The organism is Pseudoduganella aquatica (assembly GCF_009857595.1).
GTDB lineage: Bacteria > Pseudomonadota > Gammaproteobacteria > Burkholderiales > Burkholderiaceae_D > Rugamonas > Rugamonas aquatica_A.
The window spans coordinates 93,327-117,432 of sequence record NZ_WWCU01000013.1 but is presented as its reverse complement, the minus strand read 5'-3'; the positions used below and the strand labels follow the sequence as shown (position 1 = coordinate 117,432).

Below are 24,106 nucleotides of genomic sequence, written 5' to 3'. Positions count from 1 at the left end.
CTGCCGCCGTTGCTCAGCCGTCGACGGCGGCCCTGCCCAGTGCCGGGTCGTCGGTGAAGAACCCGTCCAGCTCCAGCTTCAGATAGCGCTTGATCTCGGCCACCGAACCGGCCGGATTGCGCGCATGCTCGCCTGCGCTGCTGCGGAAGTCTGCGGCCAGGAAGCGGTTCTCCGGACGGAAGGTCCATGTCTCCACGCGCAGGCCCGCTGCGCGGCCATCGGCCGCCAGCGAAGTCGGCTCGGCCAGGAAACCATCCTGCTTCAGCGGTATCAGCATGCGCGTCGGCGGCGCCACCACATCCGCATACGCGGCGATCGCCTTCAACCCGGCGGGCGTGCACATCTGCCCGTAGGTAAGGGCGCCGTTGGCCGCCGCCACGTCCGCCGGACGCTGCGTGGGGGCGCCCACCAGCTGCATCAGGCGGATGTTGGCGCGGCGTCCCAGCTTGTCGCGCACATACTTCAGATTGGCCACTTCGAAAGACTGGATCTCCACCGGATGGCGGCGCGTGTAGTCGTGCGCGGCCAGCGTGGCGAAGAAACGGTCTTCCAGCGGCAGCCCCGCGCTGGCAAAGTAGGCAGAACTTTTCAGCTCGGGCACCAGGCCGATCACGCGGCCGGCAGCGGCCGATTGCGCCGCCACGAAGTCGATGATCTCCTCGAACGTCACCACCTGGAACATGCCGTCGAACTGCGCGCTGCCGGGGCGCGATTCGGGGATGCGCTCGACGGCGCGCAGCGTCTTGATCTCGGCCAGCGTAAAGTCGTCCACGAACCAGCCCTCATGCGTCTGGCCATCGATGGTCTTGCGCGCGCGGCGGCTGGCGAATTCGGGGCGCCTGGCCACGTCGGTGGTCTCGTTCAGGAAGGCGTCGTGGCGCGCCACCAGAATGCCGTCCCTGGTGCAGACCAGGTCCGGCTCCACGTAGTCCGCGCCGTCCGCAATCGCTTTGGCGTAGGACGCCAGCGTGTGCTCCGGCCGCAGCGCGCTCGCGCCGCGATGGGCGAACACCAGCGGCTTCACGCCGCCGCCTGCGCCCGCACCGCCGGCGGCAAAGGCTGCGGGCGCCAGCAGCGCGCTGCCGCCGGCGGCGGCCACACTGCCGATAAAGCCGCGCCGCGACAGCAGGCGGCGCGCAGTGAGGATGGTGTCCATCAGAAGTCCGCCATCACGGTAACGAAAGCCTGGCGCGGGGCGATAGGGAAGGTGTTGTAGGTCTTGTCCGCCGCGCCCACCACCACGTTCAGGCTGCCCATGCGGTCCGCCAGGTTGCTCACGTTGACGCGGTAGCGCGCGTTCTTCACCAGGCCGCCGTTCAGGAATGGCAGCTGGCCGGATACGCCCAGGCCCAGCAGGAAGTAGCTCGGCACCGACAGGTCATTGGTGTAGGTGGCGTAGCGCTTGCCCACGTAGTCTCCGCTGAGCTGGAACTCGGTGTCGGCCACCGTCATGGTGGCGACGAATTTATTCATCCACTGCGGATTGCCCGGCACGGTCTTGCCTGCGGTCGGCACCACGGTGGCGCCGTTGCTGTAGTTGTCCTCGTAGGTGGAGCGGTTGTAGGACAGCGCGTTGTACAGCGAAAAGCCGCGTCCGAAGTGCAGGGTGCCCGACAAGTCGATGCCGTCGATTTTCACGCTGCCCACGTTGGCCAGCACCGGATTGCCGCCGATGATGGCCGAGATCACCGGAGTAGGGCTGATCTGCAGCAGGCGGTTCTTGAAGTCCACATGGTACACATTGACCTGGCCGTCGAAGGCCTTGAGCATGCCCCAGTCCAGCTGGTGGTTGCTGCGCAGGCCGGCCTCGTAGGTGATCGAGGTTTCAGGCTTGGCGGTGGACTTGAACAGGTCGAACGCCTGCTGGCTGGCCAGCGACCATGGCGACGCGCCGCCGCCGCCGTAGGTGACGAACTGGCGCATGTTTTTCTGCACGTTGAAGAAGGCCTGGTCCTGCGCGGTGATGTCCCAGCGGCCGCCGATCTGCGGCAGGAACCATTTCTTGGTTTCGATCTGGCCCACCGGCAGCGCCTTGGAGCCGCCCGCGATGGCGCCCAGCTTGGGCTGCACCGGGAACTGGCCGTCCGCGTCCTGCAGGCTCGATTTGAAGCCGGCCTGCAGCACCAGGTCGTCGCGCATGCGCCATTCGTCCTGCAGGTGCAGCTGGATGACCTTGTTGTCTATGGTGCTGCCGTATTGCGTGATCAGCGGATTCGAGGGGCGGTCGTATGGCGAGCTAGGGTTGTTCACGTCCAGCGCGTACCAGCGGCGGTAGGCCGAGGACTTGTTGTGCTCATACCAAAGGCCGCCCTGCACGGTGTGGTTGCCGAACTCGCTGCGCAGCGTGGACAGGAAGCCGCTGCGGTTGATGTCGTATTCGGTGGTGCGGGTGGCGTAGCCGGAGCCGCCGAAGACTTGTTTCAGGTTCTGGTTCGGGTAGTACACCGCGAACAGCGTAGGCAGACCCGCCACGCCGATGGGACCGGCCACCACGCCCACGCCGTCGTCGTCGTGGTGGTAGACCTGGTTGCTCCAGGTGGTGGACTCGCCCAGGCGCCAGTCGAACTTGGCGTAGCCCAGGTAGTCCTTGCGTTGCGCGTCGCTGTAGTAGTTGCGGTAGTTGTTGCCATCCGCCGCAGGCGTGCCGCCCGTGGGCGACAGGTAGCTCAGCGCGTAGGCGAAGTCGGGGTAGGTGAAGGGACGGGTGTAGGGCGCGCTGGTTTCGCCCGCCACGTGCACGGTGCTGTCCTCGTTCGGCTCGATCTTGTCCGAGTACGCGAAGTACAGGGTCAGCTTGCCGGCTTCGCTCTGGTTGACGAACTTGGCGTTGACCTGGTCGCCGCCTTGCTTGCCGTTGAAGTCCCACGCGCGCTGCTTCTGGTGCGCGGCCGAGATGGTGGCGCTGTTGCCGCCGCCGAAGGTGCCGGTGTCGAAGCGCGCATAGGTGCGCGAGGTGCGGTAGCTGCCCAGGGTCTGCTGCACGCTGGCGCCGCGCGCGGCCAGCGGGTCGCTGGAGAAGGTCTCGATGGTGCCGCCCAGGTTGCTGGTGGAGGCGGTGGCCAGGTCGCCCGCGCCGGACGACAGGATCACGCTGCGCACGTTCTCGCTGATGACGGCGCGCTGCGGCGACAGGCCGTTGTAGTTGCCGTACTGCTGGTCGCCCAGCGGCACGCCGTCCATGGTGTAGCCCAGCTGCTGGCCGCTGAAACCGTGCACGAACAGCGACAGGTTCTGTTCGTTGTTGCCCCACGGGTCGGCGGTCTGGAAGCTCACGCCGGGCAGCGCCTGCAAGGCCTTCAGCGGGTTAATGCCGGGCAGGATTTTCTGCATGTCGTTCTTCGTCATCGCCACCGACGAGCGGGTTTTTCGCGAAGCCACTTCCACCGTGGCGACAGGGCCGGCCACGGCTGCGGCCATTTCGCTGCCGCTGTCGGGCGCCGCCGGCGCCTCCGGTTCGGCTGCCATGGCAGGGAAGGAGAATGCCATGCAGATGGCGGAAGCGAGGAGAGTCTTGTTCATCATGAGCCTGTCGTTGGAAACATTGGGAGAAATGCAAACGACGCGCAGCGTAACCAGCCGGTATGACGGCGGCATGACGGGAGGATGACGATTTGATGAATCAGGCGGGAGGGCGCGGCCAAGCGCCCCGTAGGGCGGGTTAGCCGGCGCAAGCCGGCGTAACCCGCCAATGCGCAGCTTAGTGCTTGGCTTCGCTGGCGTGCATCAGCACTTCGGCGGGGGCGCTGGTGACGAACAGCTGGGCGCAGTCGACCTTGTCGTACTCGTAGTGCTGGCCGCAGAAATCGCAGTTGATGGCGACGGTGCCTTGCTCATCGAGCACGCCTTCCACTTCCTCCTGGCCCAGCATCTTCAGCATATTGCCCACTTTTTCGCGGGTGCAGCTGCAGTGGAAGGACGGATGCACCGGGTCGAAGACGCGGATGGTCTCTTCCCAGAACAGGCGCTGCAGCAGCACGTCGATGGTGGTGCCGAGGATCTCTTCCTGCTTCAGCGTCGAGCCCAGGATGACGGCGCGGTTCCAGGTCTCCAGCGCTTCTTCCTGCGACAGCTGCGCCGCTTCGGCCTTGCCGCCGTGGTGGGGCAGCTTCTGCAGCAGCATGCCGCGCGACACCTGGTCGTCGGCCGCCAGCCACAGCTTGGTATCCAGCTGTTCCGAGCGCTGCATATAGTTTTCGATGACGGTGGCCACGTCGTCGCCGTCCAGCGGCACGATGCCCTGGTAAGGCTGCTGGCCCGGCATCTTGTCGGCCGGGTCGAGCGTGATGATGAAGCGGCCCTTGCCGTGCGCGTTCAGCAGCCGCATCACGCCGGCGTCGTCAGGCACTTCCAGGTCCGGGTTCAGCTTGGCCGTGGCGCGCACGCGCAGGTCGGCGTCGCATTCCACCACCAGCAGGCGCACCGGGCCGTCGCCATGGATCTGCATGATGATGGAGCCGTTGAACTTCAGGTTGGCCGACAGCAGCGCCGCAGCGGCCACCATCTCGCCCAGCACGCGCTTGACCGGCGCCGGGTAGGTGTGGCGCGCCTGCACCTCGCGCCAGGTGGCGGAAATGTCGATCAGTTCGCCGCGCACGGAAGCGTTGTCGAAGATGAATTTCTGCAGCGTGTCCTGGCCAGCGGCCAGATCGGGGGGAGTGCTCATTATTTATCCTATTTTCTTGAGTTGCGTCTTGTACTGCAGGCCGCGTTTCACATAACCGTCGGCGGCGCCCAGCAGCTTGGCCGCGTCTTCTGCCGTCAGCGTGCGCACGGCCTTGGCCGGGGCGCCGATGATGAGCTGGTTGTCGGGGAATTCCTTGCCCTCGGTCACCAGCGCGCCGGCGCCCACCAGGCAGCCCTTGCCGATCTTGGCGCCGTTCAGTATCACCGCGCCTATGCCCACCAGCGAGCCGTCGCCCACGGTGCAGCCGTGCAGCATGGCCTGGTGGCCCACGGTGACGTTCTTGCCCAGGGTGAGCGGAAAGCCCATGTCGGTGTGCATCACGGTGTTTTCCTGCACATTGCTGTTCTCGCCGATGGTGATGCGCTCGTTGTCGCCGCGTATGGTGGTGCCGTACCATACCGAGGCGTTGGCGTGCAGCGTGACTTTGCCGATCAGGGTTGCCGTATCGGCAACGAAGGCGGATGCATCGATCTCGGGCGCGTGTTCGCCCAGCTGGTAGATGGTCATGGAAGGCCCAAAGTATATGTTTGTGGAAACGGTGGAATGGCGCTATTTTACGCCTGCCGGGGCCCGGCTCGCTGCCGGCTTTGCGAACGATCGTGCTATTATCAGGGCTTGCGCCCGTCCAAGGCACCCATATTGCGCTCGCCGCGCTACTTTCAAGGCTGCACTCACCATGAAATCTTCCCGATCCGAATTCATCAATGTACGCGGCAACCGCACCCATATCCGCCACTGGGGCAGGGAAGGGGCGCCCAAGATCTTCATGGTGCACGGCTGGATGGACGTTTCCGCCTCGTTCCAGTTCGTGGTGGACGCGCTGCAGGGCGACTGGCACGTGATCGCCCCCGACTGGCGCGGCTTCGGCCTGACCGAGCGCCCGCGCGTGGACACCTACTGGTTCGTGGACTACCTGGGAGACCTGGACGCCATCCTGCGCCACTACCAGCCGGACAGCCCGGTCAACCTGCTGGGCCACAGCATGGGCGGCAATGTGGTGGGCCTGTACGCGGGCGCGCGGCCCGAGCGCATCCGCCGTTTAATCAATCTGGAGGGCTTCGGCATGAAGACCACCACGCCGGACCAGGCGCCGGGCCGCTACGCCAAGTGGATGGACGAGCTGCTGGAGCCGCAGGAAATGCGCGGCTACGCCGACCTGGCGGAAGTGGCCAAGCGGCTGCAGAAGACCAATCCGCGCCTGTCCGACGCGCGCGCCACCTTCCTGGCCGGCCATTGGGCGGGGCAGAACGACAAGGGCGAGTGGGAAATCCTGGGCGACCCGGCGCACAAGCGCATCAACCCGCTGCTGTACCACGTGGAGGAGGTGATGGCCTGCTGGCGCGCGATCACGGCGCCGGTGCTGTGGGTGGAGGCCGAGCACACCAATATGTGGCTGTGGATGGGGCCGAAGGAAGAAGCGCGCGTGGAAATCGACCGCCGCCTGGGCCACCTGGCCAACGTCACCGCGAAGATGATGGACAACGCCGGCCACATGCTGCACCACGACCAGCCGGAACAGCTCGCAGCCATGCTGGAGGAGTTCCTGGCCTGATTGGCGGGTTACGCGTTCCACTCTGCGCCGACGTAGGGCGGGTTAGGCGGAGCCGTAACCCGCCAACGCAGCGTACAATGAGGTTTCCATTATCGTAAACAATACTGTCCGTATGAATGTAGATTTGCATTGCCATTCCAATGTTTCCGACGGCGTGCTGCCGCCGGCCAAGGTCGCCATGGTGGCGCGCCAGGCCGGGGTGGACGTGTGGGCGCTGACCGATCACGATGAGGTGGGCGGCATTCCGGCCGCCCGCGCCGCCGCCGCCGAGCAGGGCATGCGCTTTGTGACGGGCGTGGAAATCTCCATCACCTGGGCCAACGAGACGGTACACATCGTCGGCCTGCAGATCGACGAGAACAACGCCGCCCTGGTGCAGGGCCTGGAAGCGACCCGCTCGGGCCGCGACACCCGCGGCCGCGAAATCGCCGCCCAGCTGGCCAAGGCCGGCATTCCGGACGCCTACGAGGGCGCGCTGAAATACGTATCCAACCCGAACCTGATGTCGCGCACCCACTTCGCGCGCTACATCGTCGAGATCGGCGCCTGCCGCAATACCTCGGAAGTGTTCAAGAAATACCTGTGCGAAGGCAAGCCCGGCTACGTGGAACACCGCTGGGCCACCCTGGAGCAGTCGGTGCAGTGGATACGCGGCGCGGGCGGCATTGCCGTCATCGCCCATCCGGGCCGCTACAAGTTCAGCGACACCGCGCAGGGCGCGCTGTTCGACCAGTTCAAGCAGCTGGGCGGCGCCGCCATCGAGGTGGTGACCGGCAGCCACACGCCGGACCAGTACCCGGAATACGCGCGCCTGGCCAATGGCTACGGCTTCCTGGCCTCGCGCGGCACCGATTTCCATGCGCCCGGCGAAGCGCGGGTGGACTTCAAGCTGCTGCCGCCGCTGCCGGGCAGTGTGACCCCGGTCTGGCACGACTGGTTCTGATTCGAGTTGTAAGCGGACTTGTAATTCCGGCTATCCGGCCATATCTTATGCTCGGATAACTCTGCGGAGCAAAGCAATATGAAACGTATCGTCCTTTTTATCGCCACCAATCTGGCCGTGATGCTGGTGTTGTCGCTGGTGCTGTCGCTGCTGGGCATAGGCCGTCCCACAGCCGGCGGCCAGCTGCAGATGGGCAGCCTGCTGGCGTTTTCGCTGGTGGTGGGCTTCACCGGCTCCATTATTTCGCTGCTGATCAGCAAGCCCATGGCCAAGTGGAGCACCGGCGCGCGCGTGATCGACGCGCCGGCCAACTCCACCGAGCAGTGGCTGGTGGCCACCGTGCGCCAGCTGGCCGAGCGCGCCGGCATCGCCATGCCGGAAGTGGCCGTGTACGACGGCGAACCGAACGCCTTCGCCACCGGCGCCTTCAAGAACTCGGCCCTGGTGGCCGTGTCCACCGGCCTGCTGCAGTCGATGAACCGCGACGAGGTGGAAGCCGTGCTGGGCCATGAAGTGGCCCACATCGCCAACGGCGACATGGTCACGCTGACGCTGATCCAGGGCGTGGTGAATACCTTCGTGGTGTTCCTGGCGCGCGTAGTCGGCTTCTTTGTCGACAATATGCTGCGCGGCAAGGACGACCAGCGCAGCAGCGGCAACGGCATCGGCTATATGGTTACCGTGTTCGTGTGCGAAATCGTGTTCGGCCTGCTGGCCTCCATCATCGTGGCCTGGTTCTCGCGCCAGCGCGAATTCCGCGCCGACGCCGGCTCGGCCAGGCTGCTGGGCAGCAGCGTGCCGATGCAGCACGCGCTGGCCCGCCTGGGCGGCCTGGAGCCGGGTGCGCTGCCGCAGAACATGGCGGCCTCGGGCATTACCGGCGGCGGCGGCTGGTCGGCGCTGTTTTCCACCCACCCGCCGATGGAACAGCGCATCGCGGCCCTGCAGCAGCTGCCGCGCTGAGCCTAGCCCATGAGCCAATATTTCCAGATCCATCCGGTCAACCCGCAGCTGCGCCTGATCAAGCAGGCCGCGCAGATCATCCACGGCGGCGGCATTGTCGCGCTGCCGACGGATTCCTGCTACGCGCTGGTGTGCCATCTGGACGATAAAAGCGCGGTCGAGCGCCTGCGCCGTATCCGCGGCATCGACGAGAAGCACCACCTGACGCTGCTGTGCCGCGACCTGAGCGAGATCGGCGTCTACGCCCGCGTGGACAACAAGCAGTTCCGCCTGCTCAAGGGGGCCACGCCGGGGCCGTTCACCTTTATCCTGGAGGCGACCCGCTGCGTGCCGCGCCGCCTCAGCCATCCTTCGCGCAAGACCATAGGCCTGCGCGTGCCGGAGAACTGCATCGTCGAGATGCTGCTGGCCGAGCTGCAGCAGCCGCTGCTGGGCACCACGCTGATACTGCCGGGCGACGACCAGCCGCTGACCGACCCGGACACCGTGCGCGAGCGCCTGGAAAAGCAGGTCGACCTGATTATCGACGGCGGCGCGTGCAGCTTCGAGCCGACCACGGTGATCGACCTGAGCGGCCCGGAACCGGAGCTGGTGCGCCAGGGCCGGGGTGATCCCGCTGTGCTGGGCCTGTAGGCGCGCCATCCCCCAACCCCCTCACTCGCCAGGCCGGCCAACCCGCTCTGGTAGAATTTACCCATGACCGATTTCAACCAAGTAATACAGACCATTGCCGTCTACGCGATTCCTGTTCTGTTCGCCATCTCTCTGCATGAAGCCGCCCACGGCTACGTGGCGCGCTATTTCGGCGACACCACGGCAGAGCAACAGGGCCGGCTGAGCCTGAATCCCATCCACCATATCGACTGGTTCGGCACCGTGCTGCTGCCCATTATGCTGGCGCTGAGCCCGCTGCACATGGCGTTTGGCTACGCCAAGCCGGTGCCGGTGGACTACAGCCGCCTGCGCAATCCGAAAAAGCAGATGGGTTTCGTTGCCGCCGCCGGCCCGGCCGCCAACTTCGTCATGGGCCTGGGCTGGACCATCGCGCTGCTGCTGATGTACCGCCTGGATGTGAGCGAGCCCTTCCTGATTGAAATGGGCAAGGCCGGCATGCTGACGAATGCCGTCATGTGCGTGTTTAACCTGATCCCGGTGCCGCCTCTGGACGGCGGCCGCATCCTGACCGCACTGCTGCCCGACGCGCTGGCCTACAAATTCGCCCAAATCGAACGCTACGGCCCTTATGTGTTCATCGGCCTGCTGGTGCTGATGTACACCGGCATCCTCAGCCCCGTGCTGGCCGTCATGGTGCAAGCCTGCCACTCGCTGTTCATCACGCTGGTGCAGCCGCTGGCCTTTTTGCTGAATTAATACCATGTATCCCGACCGCGTCGTCTCCGGCATGCGCCCCACTGGGGCCATGCATCTGGGCCACTACCACGGCGCCCTGGCCAACTGGATCAAGATGCAGGCCCAGCAGCCTTGCCTGTTCTTCGTGGCCGACTGGCACGCGCTCACCACCCATTACGACGACCCGGACCTGATCGAGCGCAGCGCCTGGGACATGCTGGTGGACTGGCTGGCGGCCGGGGTGAATCCCTCGCAGGCCACGCTGTTTATCCAGTCGCGCGTGCCCGAGCACGCGGAGCTGCATCTGCTGCTGTCCATGGCCACGCCGCTGGGCTGGCTGGAACGGGTGCCCACGTATAAGGACCAGATCGAGAATCTGGCCACGAAAGACCTGGCAACGTACGGCTTCCTCGGCTATCCGCTGCTGCAGGCGGCCGACGTGCTGATCTATCGCGCGTCCGAGGTGCCGGTGGGCGAGGACCAGTTGCCGCACATTGAAATGATGCGCGAAATTGCGCGCCGTTTTAATCATTTGTACGGCAAAGAAAAGGGTTTCGAGCAGAAGGCGCAGGACGCGGTGAAGAAGCTGGGCAGCAAGCGCGCCAAGCTGTACAACGAGCTGCGCACGCAATTCCAGCAGGACGGCGACGGCGAGGCGCTGGAACAGGCCAAGGCCATGCTGGACGACGCCCACAGCCTGTCGATGATAGACCGCGAGCGCCTGTTCGGCTACCTGGAGGGCAGCCGCAAGCTGATCCTGGTCGAGCCGCAAGCCAGGCTGACCGCGTCGTCCCGCCTGCCGGGACTGGACGGGCGCAAGATGTCCAAGAGCTACGGCAATACCATCGCGCTGCGCGAGGACAAGGACGCCGTCACCAAGAAGGTGCGCACCATGCCGACCGATCCGGCCCGCGTGCGCCGCAGCGACGCGGGCGATCCGGCGCGCTGCCCGGTGTGGCAGTTCCACCAGGTCTATTCGGACAACGCCACCCAGGAATGGGTGGTGAAGGGCTGCCGCTCGGCCGGCATCGGCTGCATCGAGTGCAAGCAGCCGGTGATCGACGCCATCATCAAGGAACAGGAGCCTATGCACGAGCGCGCCCAGCCCTATCTGGACGACCCCACGCTGGTGCGCGCCATCGTGGCGGACGGCAACGACGTGGCCCGCAAGCTGGCTCAGGAAACGATGCGCGATGTGCGCGAAGCAATGGGACTGTCATATACATGAACGACGAAATTTCACCCTGGATCAAACGATTCGCCCCGCTGGTGCCGGGCGGCGAAGTGCTGGACCTGGCCTGCGGCACCGGCCGCCACGCGCGCCATATGGTGGCCCTGGGCCACTCGGTGGTGGCGGTGGACCAGAACGCCGATGCGCTGGCCGCCGTCACCGGCGACGGCATTGTCACCTCCCAGATCGACCTGGAAGCGGACGGCGCGGTCTGGCCATTCGGTCCGGGCCGTTTTGCCGGCATCGTGGTCACAAATTACTTGCATCGGCCGCTCATTGCGGACATGCTGGCCAGCCTGGCGCCGAACGGCGTGCTGCTGTACGAGACGTTTTCGGAGGGGAATGCGCAGTTCGGCAAGCCGTCCAACCCGGATTTCCTGCTGGCGCCGGGCGAATTGCTGGCCTGGGCTGCCAAGCACGCATTGCGCGTGATCGCCTTTGAAGACGGCCTGGTGGAGACGCCAAAACCGGCGCTGGTGCAGCGCATCTGCGCGGTGAAAGCGGAATTCCCGCGTGTTGCGGCACTCTTGCCGCCGTTTTAATCGTATTTTTAATATGCGATACTGCGCCGGGAAGCACCACAGACCCGGCCTATCGTCTACAATCGTTGTTTTAATATCTTACTGTTTTGGTTAACTATGATTAAGGGCAGCATAGTAGCAATTGTCACCCCGATGCACGCAGACGGCAGTCTGGACTATCCGGGTTTGAACAAGCTGATCGATTGGCACATTGCCGAAGGTACGGATGGCATAGTCATCGTGGGCACCACTGGCGAATCGGCCACCGTCAACGTTGATGAGCACTGCGCCCTGGTCAAGGCCACCGTGGAGCACGCCAAGGGCCGTATTCCCATCATCGCCGGCGCCGGCGGCAATTCGACCGCCGAGGCGATCGAACTGACCCGCTACGCCAAGGAAGCGGGCGCGGACGCCGTGCTGCAAGTTGTGCCGTACTACAACCGTCCTACCCAGGAAGGCATGTATCAGCACTTCAAGGCCATCGCCGAAGCAGTGGACATTCCTGTGATCCTGTACAACGTACCGGGCCGCACCGTGGCGGACATGTCGAACGAGACCATCGTGCGCCTGGCCGCCATCAAGAACATCATCGGCGTGAAAGACGCGACCGGCAATATCGGCCGCGGCCTGGACTTGCTGCGCCTGGCGCCGAAGGACTTCGCCGTTTTCTCCGGCGACGACCCCACCGCCGTGGCCCTGATGCTGGCCGGCGGCAAAGGCAATATCTCCGTGACCGCCAACGTGGCGCCGCGCGCCATGCATGAGATGTGCAAGGCCGCCATGGCCGGCGACATCGCCAAAGCCATCGAGATCAACAACAAGGTCTTCCCGCTGCACCAGAAATTGTTCGTCGAGCCCAATCCGGTGCCTGTGAAATGGGCGCTGGCCGAGATGGGCATGATGCCCGCCGGCATACGCCTGCCGCTGGTGCCGCTGGCAGCCGAGTACCATGAGACCGTGCGCGGCGCGCTGCGCGAAGCCGGCCTGATCAACTAAGCCCCGCTCCCGGCGGGACTTTCCTTTCCAGTAAAACATGACTATTCGCAAGACAGCATCCCTTACGGCCATCGCCGCCGTGGCCGTCAGCCTGACCGGCTGCGGCATGATCAGTTCGGTTATCGGCAACGACAAGGTTGATTACAAGTCCGCCAAGAAAGCCAGCACGCTGGACGTGCCGCCTGATTTGACGCAGTTGCAGACCGATAACCGCTATTCTCTGCCGGATAGCAACCGCGGCGTGGCCACGGCGTCCGGCTACCAGGCCCAGCGCGCCGCCGGCGGCACGGGCGTGGCCGCGCCGGTGGGCAGCAGCAACCAGGTGGCCTCGACCGGCACCGACAGCGTTAAAGTCATGCGCGCGGGCAATCAGCGCTGGCTGGTGGTCAAGCAGACGCCTGAGCAGCTGTGGCCGCAGCTGAAGAATTTCTGGGAAGAGTCGGGTTTCACGCTGTCCTTGAACGAGCCCAAGGCTGGCATCCTGGAAACGGAATGGAATGAAAACCGCGCCAAGATCCCGCAGGACTTCGTGCGCAACACCATCGGCAAGGTCTTCGATTCGCTGTATTCGAGCGGCGAGCGTGATAAATACCGCACCCGCCTGGAGCGCCTGCCGGACGGCAGCACCGAGATCTACATCAGCCATCGCGGCGCCGAAGAAGTCATTACCGGCGCCCAGAAGGAAACCACGATGTGGACCGCGCGTCCGAACGACCCCAACCTGGAAGCCCTGTTCGTTGCCAAGCTGATGACCAAGCTGGGCGGCGGCAAGGACGAAGCCGAGTCGCGCACCGCCGTGGACAACGCCATTGTCCAGCCGCAGCACGCCACGCTGAAAGGCGCCGGCGAAACCCGCATGGTGGAAGTGGACGAGGGCTTTGACCGCGCCTGGCGCCGCGTGGGCCTGGCGCTGGACCGCGCCGGCTTCACCGTGGAAGACCGCGACCGCGTGAACGGCATCTACTTCGTCCGCTATGTGGACCAGGATGCCGGCGCAAGCAAGGGCTTCTTCTCCAGGCTGTTCAGCTGGGGCTCGTCCGAGAAGGACAAGGAAGCGCAGCGCTACCGCGTGACCGTCAAAGCCGGCGCAGGCGCCACCAGCGACGTGGCCGTGCTGACCAACGACGGCAAGCCGGAAACCACCGCCACCGGCGAGAAGATCCTGGCGCTGCTGCACGAACAGCTGAAGTAAGCTGGCAGCCATGAAAAAAAACCGGCTTCGGCCGGTTTTTTTGCGTCCACGCATATCGCGGTGGAGGGCGCCGGCAAAAATGCAGGCGAAAAAAAACCGGCCGAGGCCGGTTTTTCTTTTCCAACTGACTGATTACTTCGCTGGAGCAGCAGCAGCGGAAGCAGCCGAAGCAGCAGCCGAAGCGGCAGCAGCAGCAGCGGAGGCAGCCGAAGCGGCAGCAGCAGCAGCGTCAGCGGCAGGAGCAACAGCGGCTGGAGCAGCAGCGTCAGCGGCTGGAGCAGCTGGAGCAGCAGCAGGAGCTGCTACTTCTGGGGTTGCTACTGGAGCAGCAGGAGCTTCTTCTTTTTTCGAGCAAGCAGCCAGAGCAACGGCCAGCAGGGAGGCGATCAGCAGGGATTTTTTCATGGGTTTTCCTTAATTAATTCAAAAAATAAACAACAATGTTGCGATGAATAATTACCGGTAATTATCGCTCATTAGGGCGTCTTCGTAGGCCTTTCGTACCAAATGGTGCCTGCCAGACAACGGAAACTTCCTAACCGAATATTATAGCGATTTTTGGTGCGTCGCAATAGCATAGAAGGCCGAAATCGCAACTATTTTGCGATAACGCAATAAATTGCTTCCTCAGCCATTTGCCTGCATCGCCAGCCATTACCGGCATACCTGTCGAACAGCAGCATTCTACATTGAACGAGGCTAGAGTCCAGTAGTGTCCGCATTCAAACCGGGCAAGGACTCGGCCCACATCTCCGCGTAACGTTCGCCGCAGACCTGGGTGTCAGTTGCTGAATCATACACGGCTTCGCCGCGGAAGTGGTCTGAATGATAACGGCGCACCACATGTAGCTGGTCGGCAATGCAGAAAGAGTCGGTCAGCAGGCGCAGCGCCGGGCTGGAGCGGCGGCATTCAATGGCATGGCTGTAGTCGCGCAGCAGGCGCTGGAAGCGGGGCGCGTTGCGCTCCAGTTCCGCGTTGCTGTGCGCCAGCAGCGTGAGTTTGCCGTGTTTGGACAGGAAATGGCGCAGCAAGGCGTCCATTTCGCTGCTGCCGAGCTGCCAGGAGGCAAAGTCCGGGTCGAACAGCTGCAGGCTCAGGTGGGCGCGGGAAATGCAGACCCGCAATTGCTCCTGGAAGCCCGCGCGGGTATCGAAGGGCTGGATCTGCTTTTCCATGCGCGCTCTCCTGTTTAAGCCAGCTCGAGCCAGCCGTCCGTGTACCACGCGTACAGCGCGTCCGTCACGTCGTCCGACGCGTCGGCCAGGGCTGCGGCGTCCAGCGCGCGGTTGTTGGCCAGGGCCACCAATGCGGCCTTGTCGGCGCGGCCGGCGGCGAAAGACTCGCCGTTGATGAAGACGTGGCTGCCACGGTACAGCATTTGCGACTTGGCCGACAGCACCACGCCGCCTTTCTTGGCGGCGGCCTGCAGGAAGCGCTCGAAGGTGAGCGGCTTGGCCGGGCCGGTGAAGAACACATTGTGCTTGGGTTCGGACAGATATTCGCCCAGGAAGATGGTGATGTCGTCCTCGGTGAAGCGCACTTTGTTCAGCTCCTCGATCACCGTATCGAGCATATGGCGCGGGATTTCGGCCGGCTTGCCGGTCGCTTCCAGGTCCGGATCGGCGTAGCGGCCGGGCAGGTCGATGGAATCCGCCATCCATTGCAGGAAGTTCTCGCCCAGTTCCTGGAAGGCCGGCGAACGGAAGCCGATGGAGTAGGTCTGGCAGTCGCCGATGGCGGTGCCGTCGTGCGCGTAGTGCGGCGGCAGGTAGAGCATGTCGCCCGGCTCCAGCACGAATTCTTCCTCCGACTGGAAGTTGGACAGGATTTTCAGCGGCATGCCTTCGACCAGGCTCAGGTCCTTCTGCGCGCTGATGCGCCAGCGGCGCTGGCCCTGCGCTTGCAGCAGGAACACGTCGTAGGAATCGAAGTGCGGGCCTACGCCGCCGCCGTCGGTGGCAAAGCTCACCATCAGGTCGTCCAGGCGGGCGTCGGGGATGAAGCGGAACTGGCGCAGCAGCGCGTCGGCGCGGGCGTCGAACAGGTTCACGCCTTGCACCAGCATGGTCCATTCCTTTTCGTCGCGCGCGGGAATCGCTTCGATCGGGCCGTGCTGCATGTCCCATTCGCCGTCACGCTTGGTGATCAGGCGGGATTCGACGAAATTCTTGGTGGCCAGTTCGGCCAGCGCGTCCACCGTCAGCAGCGGCTTGAAGCCGGGCACCGCTTGGCGGATCAGCAATGGTTTTTTGTGCCAGTAGTCGCGCAGGAATTGCGCGGGCGTGATGTCGCCCAGGAGAGGTAATTTTTTCATACGCCATTATAACAAGGGCGCAGATGGGGGAATTCGCGACGCGGTATAATTCGGGCAGCTTAAATATGAAAGGAAAGCCATAATGAAGATCGCCAAGAATACCGTCGTGACCGTGAACTACAAACTGTCCGACGCACAGAACAACCTGATCGAAGACGGTCGCCAGCCTATGGTCTACCTGCACGGCGGTTACGAGAACACGCTGCCGAAAATCGAAGAAGAGCTGGACGGCAAGGAAACCGGCTACGCCACCACCCTCCAGATCGAACCGGAAGACGCGTTCGGCGACTACGACGCCAGCCTGGTGAAAGTGGAGCCGCGCAACCGCCTGCCGGAGCCGCTGGAAGTGGGCATGCAGTTCGAAGGCATGCCGGATGGCGAAGATGGCGACGAAGAAGCGCTGATCTTCACCGTGACCGAAATCGCCGACGACAAAGTGGTCCTGGACGGCAACCATCCGCTGGCCGGCATGGCACTGCGCTTTGAACTGGAAGTGGTGGATGTCCGCGCCGCTACCGACGAAGAAATCGCTCACGAGCACGTGCACGGCGCCCATGGCCACCACCACGGCGACGAAGATGACGGCGACGAAGGCGACGAGTTCCGTTCGCACCCGATTCACTAAGCAGTACAAGGGCGGCCCACCGCCCGTATAAACGCGTAGGGCGGGTTAGGCGGAACGCCGTAACCCGCCGGTGTTACGGTGCCGCTTCCTCGCCCAGCGAGAACAGGTTGGCGCTGCCAGGCTGTACCCGCACCGTTTCCCATTCCACGCCCAGTCCCAGATGTCCCAGGTTGCCGCGCCACGTCATGGCCGGTGGCGTCTTCGCATCGCCCTGGTTATCGACCAGCAGCACCTTGCCTTTGAATTTTTCCGCCAGCGCGCGCAGCTGCTTGCGCACTTGCGTGTAGCCGTCCTGCTTTTCCGAGAAGCCGCCCAGCAGCGAGAAGCTTTCCTCCACGTGCGCGCCGGGATCGCCGTCCGAGAACAGCACGATGCCTTCCACGCCGCGCCGCTGGGCCAGCGCGAACAGGCGGTGCAGCCAGGCGCGGTTGGCCACCAGCCGGTCTTCGAATTCGCTGTTGCGGCCCGCTTCCTGCAGGAAGTGGTTGTTCTGCGCGGGCAGGTTCAGTGTGGCGAACAGCACCGGTCCATGTTCCCAGTAGGCGTTTTCAGCGTAGCTGCGGAACTTGGCCGTGGCCGACAGGCGCGTCAGCACCAGCGGCTGCAGGCCCAGCGATTCATTGCTCGGATAGAAAACTTCGCGGATGCGGTTCAGGCGTTCGATGGCGTTCGAGCGTCCGGCCGAATTGCGGCACGCGGTCCAGTCGGTGCCGGCCGGCGAGACGATGATGGGGCGCGGCGATTCGTCCAGCACCTCCTTGCGCTGCGCATACAGCTTGTCGCTGCAAGGCTCGCCGGCTGCCTTGATGCCGGTGGCGACGATGAAGACCGGCTTGTCCTGGCTGGCTTCCGTGATGGCGCGCTTGAGCAGCGCTTCGTCCGCGCCCGCCTTGAATGCATGGCCGATGGCGCTGAACACAAAGGCGCGCGGGGCCTTTGCCGTTGCTCCGGCTGCCGCGCTTTTGCCCGCAGCGGCGCTGCCCGTCCTGGCCGCCGCGCCGAAGGCGGGCGACGCGGCCAGGCAGGCCGTCAGCAGCAGGGCGGCGCGGCGCGTCATGCCAGCGCGGGCTCCGCCAGGCGCTTGAGCTGGTACAGGCGCTCCAGCGCTTCGCGCGGGGTCAGCGCGTCCGGGTCCAGGCCGTTCAGCGCGTCGAGCAGCTCGCGCATGGCGGGCGATTCGCTTGGCTGCGCGGCCTGCGCTGCATGTGCCGCCATTGCGTGCGGCTGCGGCGCTTCCTCGTCGTTGGCGTCCGTTGTCGGCGCGGCGAACAGGTCCAGCTGCGGCGTGGCGTCCAGCGCCTGCGCTTCCAGGCGCGCCAGGTGCTTGCGCGCGGCCTTGATCACAGGCTGCGGAACGCCGGCCAGCTGCGCCACCTGCAAGCCGTAGCTCTGCGAGGCCGGGCCGCTCTGCACCGCGTGCAGGAACACGATGGTGTCCTTGTGCTCCACGGCCGACAGGTGCACGTTGGCTGCGGTGGGATGGCTCTCCGGCAGCTGCGTCAGTTCGAAGTAGTGGGTGGCGAACAGCGTGAAGCTGCGGCTGGTGTCGATCAGGTGGCGCGCGATGGCCCAGGCCAGCGCCAGGCCGTCGAAGGTGGACGTGCCGCGGCCGATTTCATCCATCAGCACCAGCGAGTTGTCGGTGGCGCCGTTCAGGATGGCCGCAGCTTCCGTCATCTCCACCATGAAGGTCGAGCGGCCGCCGGCCAGGTCGTCGGTGGCGCCGATGCGGGTGAACACGCGGTCGATGGGGCCGATCACGGCGCTGGTGGCCGGCACGTAGCTGCCCACATAGGCCAGCAGCGTGATCAGCGCCACCTGGCGCATGAAGGTCGATTTACCGCCCATGTTGGGGCCGGTGATCAGCAGCAGGCGGCGGTCGTTGACGAAGCGGCAGTCGTTGGCGATGAAGCGCTCGATCTGGCCTTCCACGACCGGGTGGCGGCCTTCCACGATATTGATGCACGGCTCGGCCACCAGTTCCGGCGCGCACCAGTTGTGGCGCAGCGCATGGGTGGTGAGCGCGGTCAGCGTGTCGGCCTGGGCCAGCGCCTGCGCGATGGTCTGCAGGGAGCCGATGAAGGGCGCCAGGTCGGCCAGCAGCTGGTCGTACAGGATCTTTTCGCGCGCCAGCGCGCGGTCCTGCGCCGACAGCGCCTTGTCCTCGAAGGCTTTCAGTTCCGGCGTGATGTAGCGCTCGCAGTTCTTCAGCGTCTGGCGGCGGCGGTAGTCGTCCGGCACCTTGTTGGCCTGGCCGTTGGTCACTTCGATGTAGAAACCGTGCACCTTGTTGTATTCCACCCGCAGGTTGGCGATGCCGGTGCGCGCGCGTTCGCGCGTTTCCAGGTCCACCAGGTACTGGCCCGCGTTTTCGGACAGGCCGCGCAGCTCGTCCAGGTCCGCGTCGAAGCCGCGCGCGATCACGCCGCCGTCGCGCACCATGGTGGCCGGTTCTTCCATCACGGCGCGGGTCAGCAAGTCCAGGCAATTGTCCGGCGTGGCCAGCGCGTGGTGGATGGAGGCCAGCAGAGTGCCGGTGTCCTGGCCGATGCTGCGTTCCATCGCGTGGCGCAGCATGGGCAGCTGCTTCAGGCCGTCGCGCAGGCTGGCCAGGTCGCGCGGGCGCGCCGACAGCAGCGCGATGCGCGTGGTGATGCGTTCAATGTCCGGCACCTGCGCCAGCGTTTGCGACAGCACGCCGGTGGTGTCGCTTTGCGCCAGCGCCGCGATGGCCTGGTGGCGCGAGCGCGCCACGCCCTGGTCGCGCTTGGCGTGGTGCAGCCAGTAGCGCAGCAGGCGCGAGCCCATGGCGGTGCGGCAGTGGTCCAGCAGCGAGAACAGGGTGGGCGATTCCTGGCCGCGTATGGTTTCGGTCAGCTCCAGGTTGCGGCGCGTGGCCGCATCCAGGCCGATGAATTCGGATTCGGTCTCGGTCGACAGGCTGCGCACGTGCTGCAGGCCGCGTCCCTGCGTCGACTGGGCATAGCGCAGCAGCGCGCCGGCCGCGCCGAAGGCCGCGCCCAGGTTGTCCGCGCCGAAGCCGGTCAGCGTGGCCACGCTCAGCTGGTCCAGCAGCGCCTTGTGGCCGCTCACCACGTCGAAGTGCCACTCGGGCACGCGGTTCACGTGGCAGCTGAAGGCTTCCTCGAACAGCTCGGCGTCGTCGCCGCGCAGGATCTCGGCCGGCGAGATGCGCTCCAGTTCCTGCTGCATGCGGATCGCCACAGTGCGGCTGTCGCCCGAGAACTCCATCAGCTTCAGCGCGCCGCTGGCCAGCGACAGCCACGCCAGGCCGGCCGTTGCCACCTTGCGCTGGCTGATCATGCACAGCGCCAGCAGCGGACGCTCGGCCTTCTCCGGCAGCAGGTCCGAATCGGTCAGCGTGCCGGGCGTCACCACGCGCATCACCTTGCGCTCGACCGGGCCCTTGCTGGTGGCCGGATCGCCGATCTGCTCGCAGATCGCGCACGACTCGCCTATCTTGACCAGCTTGGCCAGGTAGCCTTCCAGCGAATGGAAGGGCACGCCCGCCATCTTGATCGGCACGCCGTTGGACGAGCCGCGCGCCGTCAGCGTAATGCCCAGCACGCGCGAGGCCTTCTCGGCATCTTCGTGGAACAGCTCGTAAAAGTCGCCCATGCGGTAGAACACCAGCATGGACGGGTATTCCGCCTTGATGCGCAGGTATTGCTGCATCATGGGCGTGACTTTTTCAGCAGGGCTGTTCTTGACGGCGGCGGCGTTGATTTCGCTAGGGATGGTGGTCATTGTTTCGTGGTTCGATGTGGCTGCGCGTAACGGCGCGATAAGGCCGACATTTTACCGCTTTCACAACAATGCGCTGAGTTTCCTTAGTCTTCAGGGCAGAAAATCGTCATCGAGCAGCTGTTCCAGTGTGTAAGGCAAGTGCTGGGGAAATGCCTTCGCCGGTAGAACGGTTTCGCGGGCCGCCAGCCGCAGGGCATGCTGGTAGCAACTTTCCAGCTTACTGGAAAGCACATTCCGCAAGCTGGGGCTATCCTCCAGTATCGATTTGACTTGCCTGCGCTGCTCGTCTACTGTGTTTTCCCAGCTGTGGGTCTTGTGGTCTGGCTGGAATTGGCATTTGAGCAGGTGGGCGATCAGTACTTCCACCCGATGGTTCAGTTCGCGGCGTTCTCGATTGGCCATAGATGTGAGCTCGTCGATGAGGTTTTCGCTGTCCAGCAGCTCCAGGCGGCCTGAGCGTAAAAAATCGGCTTGCGCTTTTAGCCAGATGACGAAGTCTTTTTCGTATACTGGCGAAGGGTTGGGTTCATCCTTGAAGTCCAGCATGGTGCACCTCCTTTACACTTCACGGCAGCAAAGTCCCGCTGAAAGTCCAGCCTACGCCTTTACGCGTGGACGCGGCGTGCGTTTGCTCAAAGGTTGCGGTGGTGCCGGCTTTTCAGCGGGCCGCGTCGTATTTCCTGAGCAGGACGTGCAGGCGCTTGCTGCCGTTGTCGCCCAGCCAGGTCCACATATTCTCCACCGCAGGCTTGTTCGCGTTGTAGTAGGTCCGGTTGACCATGAGCCAGAGGGCGCGGGTGCGGAAGGGGCGGTCCAGGCGGACCAGCTGGCCGCCGAATTCCCGGGCCAGCAGGTCGTCCATGTCGCCGGGCGTGTTCAGCGACACGGCGACCGCGTCTATCCGGCTCAGGCGCAGCTTGTCGAAATTGCGGCGGGCGTTGGCCGCGCCGTCGTCGATTTCCATGCCGGCTTCGCGCAGCTCGGCCGCGAACGATACGCCGTGCGTGACGCCCACGCGGCGGCCGCGCAGGTAGGCGGCCGTATCCCGGCTGGCGGCGGCGCGGTCGGCGGTGCGCACGTAGATCATGGTGAACTGCGGCAGGCCGCGGCTGGGGTCGGGCTTGCCCCGGCTGTCCAGGGGCAGGGCGATCTGCTGCAGGTCGGCCGGCGGGGTGGTCATGACGACGGCGTCGATCCGGCCGCCGCTCACGGCGCCCAGCAGGCGCGCGGTCGGCAGCCGCAGGGGCTCGATGGTGCAGCCGCTTTTGGCCGCCATCTCCTGCAGCAGCTCCACCATGGCGCCCGGCGCCTTGGGCACCGTCTCCGAGCCGAGGTAGTAGGGCGGCGCATGCTGCGTGGTATAGCCGAGCCGGATGCTGCAGGCATCGGCGCCTGCGGCCAGCATGAGCAGCAGCGGCAGGGCGGTGGTACGCAGCAGTTCCGGGATTGATGGGGGCATCCCGCATGATAACTGTACCTGTCCGGTTCGCAAGCGACTGTACCTCTGCCGCCACAGCCGCCGCGCTTACCATGGAGGCATGTATTGAGATCCAGGAGCTGGTGCCATGATAGTCCGTCCCCCCGTCAACTGGCTGCGCCTGCTGTTCGTGTGGCGCGGCTCGGTGCTGCCGGCCATCCTGCCGCAGCTGCTGCTGATGCTGTTCGTCAGCACGGTGGCGCTGGAGACGGGCGGCCGCATCGCCGGCGCCAAGCTGCCGCTCGACACGGCAGCCTTCCCGCTGCTGGGCGTGAGCCTGGCCATCTTCCTGGCTTTCCGCAACAACGCCAGCTACCAGCGCTTTACCGAGGCGCGGCTGTGCTGGGGCCAGCTGCTGATCGCCGCGCGCGCGCTGACCTCGCAGGCCATCAGCTGCTTTGCGGCGCAGCCGGCGGCGCTCAACCAGGCGCTGTTCCAGCGCCGGCTGATCGCGGTGGTGTACGCGCTCAAGCACCAGCTGCGCGGCACCGATCCCATGCCGGAACTGGCCGGCCTGCTCGATGCGCCCGAGCTGGCGCTGCTGCGCGGGCGCAGCTTCCTGCCGGTGGCGCTGCTGGACGCGGTGCGCCAGATGCTGGTGCAGGCCGCGCTGCGACCGCCGGCCCGTGGCGAGGTGCTGATGGTGCTGGACCGGCAGGTCAATGCGCTGGGTGCGGCGGTCGGCGCCTGCGAGCGCATCAGCTCCACGCCCATCCCTTACGGCTATGGCGTGCTGCTGCACCGCACGGTCTACCTGTACTGCTTCCTGCTGCCGTTCGGCCTGGTCGATGCGATCGGCGTGGCCACGCCGCTGATCACCGTATTCGTGGCCTACACTTTTTTTGCGCTGGAGGCGATTGCCGAGCAGGTGGCCGAGCCTTTCGGCACGGCGCCCAACTGCCTGGCGCTGAATGCGCTCACGCGCCAGATCGAGCGCTCCGTGTGCGAGCAGTACGGCGTGCCCATGCCGGCGGCGCTGCAACCGGATGCGGGCTTCCGCATCGATTGATATCAGGAGACGCACCATGTTGACAGAAACTTCCCCAGGCGCCGCAACAGCGACGGCGGCGGAAAGCGGCTGCGAGGCGCGGCCGGTGCTGCGCCGGCGGGCCGGCAGCAGCGGCCCCGGCACCGACAGCGTGGCGCAGGAGGCGCCGGTGGCGCTGGTGATCAACGGTATTTCCTACGCCGTGATGATGGCCACGCCCGCAAGCCTGGAGGAATTCGCCGCCGGCTTTGTGCTGACCGAGGGCGTGGTCGGCGCGCGTTCGGACATTTACGAGATCGAGGTGCAGCGGCATGGCGCGGGCTACGAAGTGGCGCTGGAGGTGGCGCAGCAGTGCTTTATGCAGATGAAGGAGAAGCGCCGCGCCATGGCGGGACGCAGCGGCTGCGGCGTGTGCGGCATCGAGAGCCTGGCCATGCTGGACCTGGCGCCCGAGCAGGTGGCGGCGCCCTGGCTTGGCCGCGATGTTGCGCCAGCAGTGGCGGCGGCCGCGCGTGAACTGGGCCGGCACCAGGCGCTGATGCGGGCCACGGGCGGCGTACATGCCGCTGCCTGGTGCGCGCCGGACGGCGGCATCGTGCACGTGTGCGAGGACGTGGGCCGGCACAACGCGCTGGACAAGCTGATCGGCCGGCTGGCCCTGCAGGGAGCGGACATGCGCGAGGGCTTTGTATTCATGTCCAGCCGCGCCAGCTACGAGCTGGCGCGCAAGGCGACGCGCATGGGCATTCCCATGCTGGCCACCATTTCCGCGCCCAGCTCGCTGGCCATCGACATCGCCGGGCAGGCCGGGCTCAAGCTGGTCAGCTTCTGCCGCCAGGACGGCTGCGTGGAGTACACGCTGCTGGACACCGTCTAGGGCAGCAAGTCCTCGTCCAGCATCTGCTCGGCGCTGTAAGGCGATTGCTGAGGAAAGTGATCGAGCGGCAGGCCGGTTTCCGTGGCCGCCATGCGCCGGGCGTACTGGTAGCAATAGTTCATTTTCTCCGTCACGACATGGCGCAGGCTGGGGCTGTGCGCGATGAGCCGTTAGATTTTGTGCCGCTGCTCCAGCAAGGTGGACTGCCAGCTGCGCGTCATGTGATCCGGCTGGAACTGGCACTTGAGCAGGTGGGCCAGCAGCACTTCCATCCGGCTCTGCACTTTGTCGCGGTGACGATTTGCCATGGCTGTGAGCTCATCGATCAGATTGTCCCTATCCAGAAGTTCAAGCCGGCCGTCCTGCAAGAACTCCGCCTGCGCATCAAGCCACACCACGAAGTCGTCCTCGTAGGCTGGCGCCGCCTGTGTTTCGTCATTGAAATCGAGCATGGTGCACCTCCTTTGCTGCAGGATTTCAGTCTACGCCTTGCCGCGCCGCGACGAGGTGCGCTTGCGCAAACAGATTTCGTTAAAATAATTTGCACGCTAATGAATTGTGCGCTATAGTTCGATCCATGGCAGCACCGGACACGGGCAAGCAGCCATAACAAACATAGCGCAC

23 protein-coding genes and 1 pseudogene are annotated in these 24,106 nt (G+C 65.0%); 12 read left to right on the top strand and 12 right to left on the bottom strand.

What is annotated here, in order from left to right; genetic code table 11:
* Nucleotides 1–13: 13 nt before the first annotated feature.
* The 4 genes from GTP77_RS13735 to GTP77_RS13720 form a co-directional block, all read right to left on the bottom strand.
* Nucleotides 14–1,156 carry a glycerophosphodiester phosphodiesterase family protein gene (locus tag GTP77_RS13735; RefSeq protein ID WP_161072717.1) on the bottom strand — a complete coding sequence of 381 codons (1,143 nt, stop codon included), beginning with the start codon at nucleotides 1,154–1,156 and terminating at the stop codon, nucleotides 14–16.
* Complete coding sequence (locus GTP77_RS13730; protein ID WP_229202185.1) at nucleotides 1,156–3,522, bottom strand: TonB-dependent receptor; 2,367 nt, start codon at nucleotides 3,520–3,522, stop codon at nucleotides 1,156–1,158. Before GTP77_RS13730 ends, GTP77_RS13735 begins: the two co-directional genes overlap by 1 nt.
* A 175-nt stretch (nucleotides 3,523–3,697) precedes the next feature.
* The gene (hslO, locus tag GTP77_RS13725) at nucleotides 3,698–4,663 is read right to left on the bottom strand and encodes an Hsp33 family molecular chaperone HslO (protein ID WP_161072716.1); all 966 of its coding nucleotides are present in this window, start codon (nucleotides 4,661–4,663) and stop codon (nucleotides 3,698–3,700) included.
* A 3-nt stretch (nucleotides 4,664–4,666) separates the two neighbouring features.
* Nucleotides 4,667–5,191 (bottom strand): gamma carbonic anhydrase family protein, encoded by a 525-nt coding sequence (locus GTP77_RS13720; RefSeq protein WP_161072715.1) that lies wholly within the window; start codon nucleotides 5,189–5,191, stop codon nucleotides 4,667–4,669.
* Nucleotides 5,192–5,360: 169 nt separating this feature from the next.
* Here GTP77_RS13720 and GTP77_RS13715 point away from each other — a divergent pair, with 169 nt between their 5' ends.
* From GTP77_RS13715 to bamC, 9 genes are all read left to right on the top strand, one after another.
* On the top strand, nucleotides 5,361–6,236 hold the full coding sequence (locus tag GTP77_RS13715) for an alpha/beta fold hydrolase (protein ID WP_161072714.1): 876 nt from the start codon (nucleotides 5,361–5,363) through the stop codon (nucleotides 6,234–6,236).
* Between the two features lie 112 nt (nucleotides 6,237–6,348).
* Nucleotides 6,349–7,179 (top strand): 3',5'-nucleoside bisphosphate phosphatase, encoded by an 831-nt coding sequence (locus GTP77_RS13710; RefSeq protein ID WP_161072713.1) that lies wholly within the window; start codon nucleotides 6,349–6,351, stop codon nucleotides 7,177–7,179.
* A 78-nt stretch (nucleotides 7,180–7,257) separates the two neighbouring features.
* Nucleotides 7,258–8,142 (top strand): protease HtpX, encoded by an 885-nt coding sequence (htpX, locus tag GTP77_RS13705; protein WP_161072712.1) that lies wholly within the window; start codon nucleotides 7,258–7,260, stop codon nucleotides 8,140–8,142.
* A 9-nt stretch (nucleotides 8,143–8,151) separates the two neighbouring features.
* A complete protein-coding gene (locus GTP77_RS13700; protein ID WP_161072711.1) occupies nucleotides 8,152–8,775 on the top strand; it encodes an L-threonylcarbamoyladenylate synthase in 624 nt (207 codons plus the stop codon).
* Nucleotides 8,776–8,838: 63 nt separating this feature from the next.
* Nucleotides 8,839–9,513, top strand: coding sequence for a site-2 protease family protein (locus GTP77_RS13695; protein ID WP_161072710.1), 675 nt, complete (start codon nucleotides 8,839–8,841; stop codon nucleotides 9,511–9,513).
* 4 nt (nucleotides 9,514–9,517) lie between these two features.
* The gene (locus tag GTP77_RS13690) at nucleotides 9,518–10,720 is read left to right on the top strand and encodes a tryptophan--tRNA ligase (protein ID WP_161072709.1); all 1,203 of its coding nucleotides are present in this window, start codon (nucleotides 9,518–9,520) and stop codon (nucleotides 10,718–10,720) included.
* Complete coding sequence (locus GTP77_RS13685) at nucleotides 10,717–11,265, top strand: class I SAM-dependent methyltransferase (protein ID WP_161072708.1); 549 nt, start codon at nucleotides 10,717–10,719, stop codon at nucleotides 11,263–11,265. Before GTP77_RS13690 ends, GTP77_RS13685 begins: the two co-directional genes overlap by 4 nt.
* 96 nt (nucleotides 11,266–11,361) lie before the next feature.
* Nucleotides 11,362–12,240 carry a 4-hydroxy-tetrahydrodipicolinate synthase gene (gene dapA, locus GTP77_RS13680; RefSeq protein WP_161072707.1) on the top strand — a complete coding sequence of 293 codons (879 nt, stop codon included), beginning with the start codon at nucleotides 11,362–11,364 and terminating at the stop codon, nucleotides 12,238–12,240.
* A gap of 37 nt (nucleotides 12,241–12,277) precedes the next feature.
* Nucleotides 12,278–13,432, top strand: a complete 1,155-nt coding sequence (bamC, locus tag GTP77_RS13675) for an NlpB/DapX family lipoprotein (protein WP_161072706.1) — start codon at nucleotides 12,278–12,280, stop codon at nucleotides 13,430–13,432.
* Nucleotides 13,433–13,564: 132 nt separating this feature from the next.
* On the opposite strand, the gene GTP77_RS13670 is transcribed toward bamC, so the two are convergent.
* The 3 genes from GTP77_RS13670 to GTP77_RS13660 form a co-directional block, all read right to left on the bottom strand.
* Entirely contained in the window at nucleotides 13,565–13,837 is a 273-nt protein-coding gene (locus GTP77_RS13670) for a hypothetical protein (RefSeq protein ID WP_161072705.1), read from the bottom strand.
* Nucleotides 13,838–14,131: 294 nt separating this feature from the next.
* Nucleotides 14,132–14,608 (bottom strand): DUF7931 domain-containing protein, encoded by a 477-nt coding sequence (locus tag GTP77_RS13665; protein WP_187358717.1) that lies wholly within the window; start codon nucleotides 14,606–14,608, stop codon nucleotides 14,132–14,134.
* Nucleotides 14,609–14,622: 14 nt separating this feature from the next.
* Nucleotides 14,623–15,747, bottom strand: a complete 1,125-nt coding sequence (locus tag GTP77_RS13660; protein WP_161072704.1) for a cupin domain-containing protein — start codon at nucleotides 15,745–15,747, stop codon at nucleotides 14,623–14,625.
* An 82-nt stretch (nucleotides 15,748–15,829) separates the two neighbouring features.
* Here GTP77_RS13660 and GTP77_RS13655 point away from each other — a divergent pair, with 82 nt between their 5' ends.
* Nucleotides 15,830–16,372 carry an FKBP-type peptidyl-prolyl cis-trans isomerase gene (locus GTP77_RS13655; RefSeq protein WP_161072703.1) on the top strand — a complete coding sequence of 181 codons (543 nt, stop codon included), beginning with the start codon at nucleotides 15,830–15,832 and terminating at the stop codon, nucleotides 16,370–16,372.
* 73 nt (nucleotides 16,373–16,445) lie between these two features.
* Here the strand turns inward: GTP77_RS13655 and GTP77_RS13650 are convergent, their stop codons facing one another.
* From GTP77_RS13650 to GTP77_RS13635, 4 genes are all read right to left on the bottom strand, one after another.
* Nucleotides 16,446–17,429, bottom strand: coding sequence for a hypothetical protein (locus GTP77_RS13650; protein ID WP_187358716.1), 984 nt, complete (start codon nucleotides 17,427–17,429; stop codon nucleotides 16,446–16,448).
* Nucleotides 17,426–20,140, bottom strand: a complete 2,715-nt coding sequence (gene mutS, locus GTP77_RS13645; RefSeq protein ID WP_161072702.1) for a DNA mismatch repair protein MutS — start codon at nucleotides 20,138–20,140, stop codon at nucleotides 17,426–17,428. Before mutS ends, GTP77_RS13650 begins: the two co-directional genes overlap by 4 nt.
* A 90-nt stretch (nucleotides 20,141–20,230) precedes the next feature.
* Nucleotides 20,231–20,686 (bottom strand): DUF29 domain-containing protein, encoded by a 456-nt coding sequence (locus tag GTP77_RS13640; RefSeq protein ID WP_161072701.1) that lies wholly within the window; start codon nucleotides 20,684–20,686, stop codon nucleotides 20,231–20,233.
* Between the two features lie 112 nt (nucleotides 20,687–20,798).
* Complete coding sequence (locus GTP77_RS13635; RefSeq protein WP_161072700.1) at nucleotides 20,799–21,599, bottom strand: substrate-binding periplasmic protein; 801 nt, start codon at nucleotides 21,597–21,599, stop codon at nucleotides 20,799–20,801.
* Nucleotides 21,600–21,705: 106 nt separating this feature from the next.
* On the opposite strand from GTP77_RS13635, the gene GTP77_RS13630 reads away from it, so the two are divergent.
* Nucleotides 21,706–22,626, top strand: a complete 921-nt coding sequence (locus GTP77_RS13630; protein ID WP_161072699.1) for a bestrophin family protein — start codon at nucleotides 21,706–21,708, stop codon at nucleotides 22,624–22,626.
* Between the two features lie 16 nt (nucleotides 22,627–22,642).
* Entirely contained in the window at nucleotides 22,643–23,482 is an 840-nt protein-coding gene (fdhD, locus tag GTP77_RS13625) for a formate dehydrogenase accessory sulfurtransferase FdhD (protein ID WP_161072698.1), read from the top strand.
* On the opposite strand, the pseudogene GTP77_RS30625 reads toward fdhD, so the two are convergent.
* Nucleotides 23,479–23,934 (bottom strand): annotated as a pseudogene (locus tag GTP77_RS30625) (DUF29 domain-containing protein). The gene fdhD and the pseudogene GTP77_RS30625 overlap by 4 nt on opposite strands.
* Between the last annotated feature and the right edge of the window lie 172 nt (nucleotides 23,935–24,106).